Annotated in this window: 1 pseudogene; it reads left to right on the forward strand. The window is 66.5% G+C overall.

The features are described 5' to 3' along the window. Nucleotides 1-42: 42 nt before the first annotated feature. Nucleotides 43-328 (forward strand): annotated as a pseudogene (locus tag ACFWJO_RS37180) (molybdopterin molybdenumtransferase MoeA); the annotation flags it as partial.

Raw genomic sequence — 328 nt, forward strand, 5'->3', positions numbered from 1 at the left:
ATCTACAAAGGCGTTCCCATGGTGTGCTTCCCAGGCAATCCCGTGTCCGCGCAGCTGTCGTTCATGCTCTTCATCGAGCCGGTCCTCCGTGAGGCAGCAGGACTGCACGCGCGACAGCCCGAGCCGCGGACCCTGGCCGAGCCCCTCACCTCTGTCGCCGGGAAACGGCAGTTCCGCCGTGGTGTGGGGTTGCCTGGAGGCCGGGTGGCACCGGTTGGCGGCCCTTCCTCGCACCTTGTCGCCGCCATGGCGGCATCCGACATGCTCATCGATGTCCCGATCGATGCCGTCACCCTCGACATCGGGACACGCGTGGAGACCTGGAATC

The sequence above is a fragment of the Streptomyces sp. NPDC127092 genome (assembly GCF_042722475.1).
In the GTDB taxonomy this organism is placed as follows: Bacteria; Actinomycetota; Actinomycetes; order Streptomycetales; family Streptomycetaceae; genus Streptomyces.